The sequence below is a fragment of the Photorhabdus bodei genome (genome assembly GCF_003287735.1).
Lineage (GTDB): Bacteria > Pseudomonadota > Gammaproteobacteria > Enterobacterales > Enterobacteriaceae > Photorhabdus > Photorhabdus kayaii.
On sequence record NZ_NSCM01000085.1, the window covers coordinates 1 to 4,923 of the forward strand.

Genomic DNA, 4,923 nt, shown 5'->3' on the forward strand with positions numbered 1-4,923 from the left:
CCGCGATAATCGGCTATGATTACCTGTGGAGCGGGGAGCAGCTGATTGAAGAGACGCCGGTATATGCGGATGGCACTGTCGGGTATGAACAGAGCATTCACTGGCTGTATGAGCCGGGCGCCCTGACCCCTTCGGCCCGGTTTGAAAAAGGCCAGCTATACTATGTGGTGAGCGATCACCAGGGAACCGTGCGGGAAATTCTGACCGAGGACGGGGAACTGATATGGGCCGGCCGGTTACTCACCTGGGGCGAGCCGGAATGCTGGCCGGTGCTGACGGTCAATGACCCGCGGAACCTGACGTGTCATCTCAGGTTTTGTGGCCAATATGAAGACACGGAGAGCGGTTTATTTTATAATCGGCACCGTTATTACGAGAGTGATACAGGCCAGTACCTGTCGCCTGACCCCTTGAACTTAAGGGGGGGCGTAAGTCCTTACAGTTACGTGCATAATCCGGCGAACTGGATTGACCCGTTCGGGTTAACTGGCTGTCCGGGGAATAAAGGGGAACCTCCGCACCCATATCAAGGAGTTAGAGATGCATCTGAATATTTGCAATCTATGGGAGTCGGCAGAAGTCAAAGAAAGCAGATCATTGACTCATTTGAACTTTCAGGAATGTCTGTACATAAAGCAGGTGATAGCCTTTATGGTGCACGCTTCCATGATTTTGGAAAAAGAGCCAGACCTGAAGGGCAGTATGTATTTGAAACGTTCACTCCACAAACGAATAGAAGTGGGTTGGCATTACCGCCTGATTGGAATGGAATGACAGGGATTCAACAGTTTCAAATAAAACCGGGAACGACAATCATAAAAGGTAAAGCAGCACCACAATATGATTTCGGCCCTCAATATACTGGCGGTGCAGAGCAAATATTTGTACTTGAGCCGTGGAAATATGGATCTCTAATGAAATGAAAACTTCTGGCAAAACATTTTTGATTGATGCTCTTCAATTAGTTCAGGATACAATTGAACTACATCAAAGTGGAAAGAATGCACCATTATCTATTAGTGCATTAACTCAAGTAAAAAAAGAGTTAGAGGAAATGATAAGGGTTATGAATCCCCAAGTTTACAAGCCATCATATCCAAGATTTATTATGGATTGGCCTGATGAAAATGGGGTGATATCAACCTTAATTGATGTTGCTTATTTTTACCAAAAAATAAGCAAAGTCTAATACAACTCAAAGCCGGAAAGATCTTCCGGCTTTCTGATGATCTATCTTGGCGAATACCCACGGTAAGCCAGAGCGGATTGAAGCTTACCGATGGCATCCTTAATCTGATACGCTTCTTCGTCATTCACCGCACAAGCCCGTACCTCCGTAAGAGTCCGGTTACCTCACCTTGACAAAAAAAGCGATTTTAAGCAAAGCGATTCTCAGGCCAGGGCAACAGCTCATTCAGCCGACTGTTCGGCCAGACAGGCAGCCGACTGAGGACATCACGTAACCAGACCCAGGGCTCATGTCCGTTGGCTCTGGCAGTTTCCAGCAGGCTCATTATCATGGCCGCCCGTTGCCCCGCGGCCAGTGAACCCGCAAAAAGCCAGTTCTTTCGGCCGAGCGCCACACCCCGGACCGCATTCTCCGCCCGGTTGTTGTCTATCGGCACCCGGCCGTCATCCAGATAACACACCAGCGCCGGCCAGCGCTTCAGCGTGTAATCTATCGCTTTGCGTAACCCAGAGTGGGGGGCCGTTTGGGTCTGCATCGTCTGCAACCAGGACCGGAACTCATTCAGCCACGGCCGGGCATAACGCTGTCGCCACTGACGCCGTTTATCCGGCGGCCGGTGTTTGATTTTTCGCTCCAGCTTGTACAGGTCACGAATGCCATCCAGCGCCTGTTTCGCTACCGGACTTTGGCTCGCTTTGTATTGGTCAAAGAATTTGCGGCGGGCGTGAGCCCAGCAACCCGCTTCGGTGATATCCGCCCGGGCATGCAGCGCGTTGTAGCCGGCGTAGTCATCCGTCACCAACGTGCCGCCCGACCACTCTTTCAGCAGGCTCTGGGCATAACGGCCACTGCGGCCGGGATGCAGCTCATAGTACACGACTGCCGGCGAGGTATCGGGGCCGGTGACAGACGTCCACAGGTAAGCCCGCCGGGTCTGGCCTTTTCCCGGGGCCAGTATCGGCAACGGGGTTTCATCGGCATGCAGCACCGGGGACGTCAGCAGCGTCTGCTTCAGGGCATCGGCCAGCGGTTGCAACGCCACAGCCACCTGCCCCACCCAGTCCGACAGGGTGCTGCGGGCCAGGGTTACACCACTGCGGGCATAGATTTGCTGCTGACGGTAGAGCGGCAGGTGGTCACGATATTTAGCGACCACCACCTGAGCCAGCAACCCCGGCTCTGGAATGCCCTTTTCAATCAGATGGGCGGGCTGGGCTTTAGCATGCACACACTGACAGCGCGCGCAGCTGTACTGCGGGCTGATATAGCGCCGGACGATAAACGTGGCCGGACGGTATTCCAGTCGCTCACTGATTTCATCACGCAAAAAGCGCAGGGCATGACCGCAATCCGGGCAGCTCTCCGTCTCCGGCGCCAGCCGGATATCTTCACGGGGTAAAGTCGCCGGCAAAGGCTGACGTTTAGGCTGGGCCGGGGTCGCGTTTTCCCTGATATGCAGGCGTGACAGCCGGGTTTCCAGCACCGCGATATCGGTATCGGCATCTTCCTCAAACTGACTGCGTTTGGGACCGGCAGGCAGGGTTTCGCTGTGCGCGCCAAAACGCCAGCGTTGCGCCTGTTTCAGGGCTTCTTCCAACTGGCGAATATAGTCGTGTTGTTGCTGAAGCAGCGCCAGTGCCCGCAGGCGGAACTGGCCCGGGTCATCCAGCGCGATTAAGTCATTGAGCGTCATGCCGACAGTGTACCGGATAATTCCCCGTCGTTATCCGGTAAAAGTGTGACCGGGGTAGCGGAATTAGCTTCGCCAGCCGGACAGGTCATCGCCCTCGACCTGTTGCCAGTGAATGCCGCGGATGAGCCAGTCAAACTGGGCGGGTGTCATCACCCAGCTACGTTCGCCCTGCTTCGGCCAGACAAAATGGGCCCGGTGCAGACGGCGGGTACAGAGCCAGACGCCGTGTCGGTCCCAGCGCAAGACCTTGAGGCGGGAGCGGGCCTTGTTGCAGAAGACAAAAGCGGCTTCGTCCTGCCAGCGCAAATTCAGTCCCTCGAGGTGTTGAGTCAGGGCATCGATGCCCCGACGCATATCGACGGGCTCTCGCACCAGAAAGAGCTGTTGCGGTTTCAGCATCGGGCCAGTACCCGCATCACGTCAGGCAACAGCGTCAATGGACAGGCGATGGCATACCCGTCTGGGGTATGCAGGGTGACGGCGTGCGCGTCGTCAGGCTGGAGTGAAACCGGCAAGATGGCGGGTAGTGTCTGGCTGAGAGGTTGGGGGATGTTATTACTGTCGGCAATCCAGTCGCGGAAAGAGGAAAAACTCAGCTGATGCTGTTCACAATACTGTTTTCGGGTCAGGCCACTGTGGCGCCATTGGGTCACATGGTGTTGTTTTTGCTCCGGGGTATATCGGCTACGGCTCATGGTATCAGTCTCCAGGTGAAGATAAGGAAGCGGTAGCGTGCAGGGGCCGGAGGGGAAGAACAAGGTGAGATGACCGGACGTTTACGATTAATGGTGCCAAAATTGGCTTAAATAACGGTAGTGGTCAAAGCAGTGTTGCTCCACCTGCGACTGATGAGACGATAACTAAATCCCCTGCTCCTGATACTGCTCCTATAATTTTACCCTCGACAAGCCAGGGAGAAAAAAACAATCTGTACCTGTGAATAGTCCGATTACGGCAATACCTACAAGCCAATCACCTCAACCCAAAAGCAGTGCTATTTCAAGTGATAATAAAAAATCAATAAGCCAGAATGGATTAGATTTATTAAAAGACATCGAGGTACTGCGATTGAAACCATATGATGACCAAACAGGCAAAAATATAGACAACTGGACTAAAGGGGCAACTATCGGATATGGTAAATTGATTTCAAGAAGTGAATGGGATACATATAAAAATGGCATTACGGAAGATGAAGCAGAACAGCTATTCAAAGACACTCTTGCACCTTATGAAAAAGCGGTGAATGATGGAATAACAAAGGAAATAAAACAAAACGAGTACGACGCTTTAGTTTTGCTGTCATATAACATTGGTATCAGTGGATTCAAAAAATCATCTGTTGTCAAAATGATAAATGATGAAAATGCGAAGACAGGTTATGACAGCATTGATGATGCCTGGGAAGTATGGAATAAATCACAAGGCAAGGTCAATCAAGGCTTAATAAATCGACGGGCAGCTGAGTTAAAAATATTTAATAATGGAGTCTATGAAAAATGGTAAAAAAAATATTTTCTATTCTTATTGGAATTATTTCTATTTCCCATTCTTATACATCATTTGCGTCTTATACTTCGTCATTTGAAACAGAAAAATTTATTATCACTATTCATGTTCTTTGCCCCGAAGGTGAAGTCACCTGTGATGACGTCATGTATACTGGAGTAAGAAAAAAAGATAGTGCCACGCTGACGCTTAAAGGGAAAACATTAAATAAAAACTGCCAGACAGGAACTTGTAACTTATATGGTTATGAATTCATTAATCGTGGCACGACATATACAATATATCTCGACGGGATATTAGAAATCACTCAAGGGAAGAAATTGCTTTTATCAGAAATCGGAAAGTGGCACGCCCAATAATGATTTCATATTTAAACAAATTTCTTTTTTCTATCTCATTTTTTAGCCGGAGAACCCGATGACGCAGGAAAACACCTTAATCCCTTTTCACTTTAACGCCGGCACCCTCAACGTGCCCCGCGACTGGCGGGATGTCAGCGTGCTGGTGCTCACCAGCCCCGAGGACCACAACG

At 50.7% G+C, this 4,923-nt stretch carries 7 protein-coding genes and 1 pseudogene; 4 read left to right on the forward strand and 4 right to left on the reverse strand.

Annotated elements, in window-relative coordinates:
- Together CKY02_RS26480 and CKY02_RS22195 are read left to right on the forward strand one after the other, a co-directional pair.
- Positions 1-923, forward strand: a 923-nt coding sequence (locus CKY02_RS26480) for an RHS repeat domain-containing protein (protein WP_275658235.1), incomplete at its 5' end; no start/stop codon positions are given.
- Positions 920-1,189 carry a hypothetical protein gene (locus CKY02_RS22195; protein WP_112896924.1) on the forward strand — a complete coding sequence of 90 codons (270 nt, stop codon included), beginning with the start codon at positions 920-922 and terminating at the stop codon, positions 1,187-1,189. The genes CKY02_RS26480 and CKY02_RS22195, both read left to right, overlap by 4 nt.
- A 41-nt stretch (positions 1,190-1,230) precedes the next feature.
- Here CKY02_RS22195 and CKY02_RS26825 read toward each other — a convergent pair.
- From CKY02_RS26825 to tnpA, 4 genes and pseudogenes are all read right to left on the reverse strand, one after another.
- Positions 1,231-1,332, reverse strand: a pseudogene (locus tag CKY02_RS26825) (DUF7706 family protein); the annotation flags it as partial.
- A gap of 44 nt (positions 1,333-1,376) precedes the next feature.
- Positions 1,377-2,882 carry an IS66 family transposase gene (gene tnpC / locus CKY02_RS22200; RefSeq protein ID WP_112896925.1) on the reverse strand — a complete coding sequence of 502 codons (1,506 nt, stop codon included), beginning with the start codon at positions 2,880-2,882 and terminating at the stop codon, positions 1,377-1,379.
- A gap of 63 nt (positions 2,883-2,945) precedes the next feature.
- Positions 2,946-3,281, reverse strand: coding sequence for an IS66 family insertion sequence element accessory protein TnpB (gene tnpB / locus CKY02_RS22205; RefSeq protein WP_071881012.1), 336 nt, complete (start codon positions 3,279-3,281; stop codon positions 2,946-2,948).
- Positions 3,275-3,577, reverse strand: coding sequence for an IS66 family insertion sequence element accessory protein TnpA (gene tnpA / locus CKY02_RS22210; RefSeq protein WP_112896926.1), 303 nt, complete (start codon positions 3,575-3,577; stop codon positions 3,275-3,277). Before tnpA ends, tnpB begins: the two co-directional genes overlap by 7 nt.
- A gap of 241 nt (positions 3,578-3,818) precedes the next feature.
- Between tnpA and CKY02_RS22215 the strand changes: the two genes are divergently transcribed.
- Together CKY02_RS22215 and CKY02_RS22220 are read left to right on the forward strand one after the other, a co-directional pair.
- The gene (locus CKY02_RS22215; protein WP_112896927.1) at positions 3,819-4,388 is read left to right on the forward strand and encodes a lysozyme; all 570 of its coding nucleotides are present in this window, start codon (positions 3,819-3,821) and stop codon (positions 4,386-4,388) included.
- The gene (locus tag CKY02_RS22220; RefSeq protein WP_112896928.1) at positions 4,382-4,750 is read left to right on the forward strand and encodes a hypothetical protein; all 369 of its coding nucleotides are present in this window, start codon (positions 4,382-4,384) and stop codon (positions 4,748-4,750) included. Before CKY02_RS22215 ends, CKY02_RS22220 begins: the two co-directional genes overlap by 7 nt.
- The last annotated feature ends 173 nt before the right edge of the window (positions 4,751-4,923 follow it).

Coding starts and splice junctions, on each gene's coding strand:
- CKY02_RS22195 (WP_112896924.1), top strand. CDS start 920: ATGAAAACTTCTGGCAAAACATTTTTGATTGATGCTCTTCAATTAGTT.
- CKY02_RS22220 (WP_112896928.1), top strand. CDS start 4,382: ATGGTAAAAAAAATATTTTCTATTCTTATTGGAATTATTTCTATTTCC.
- tnpB (WP_071881012.1), bottom strand. CDS start 3,281: ATGCTGAAACCGCAACAGCTCTTTCTGGTGCGAGAGCCCGTCGATATG.
- tnpA (WP_112896926.1), bottom strand. CDS start 3,577: ATGAGCCGTAGCCGATATACCCCGGAGCAAAAACAACACCATGTGACC.
- tnpC (WP_112896925.1), bottom strand. CDS start 2,882: ATGACGCTCAATGACTTAATCGCGCTGGATGACCCGGGCCAGTTCCGC.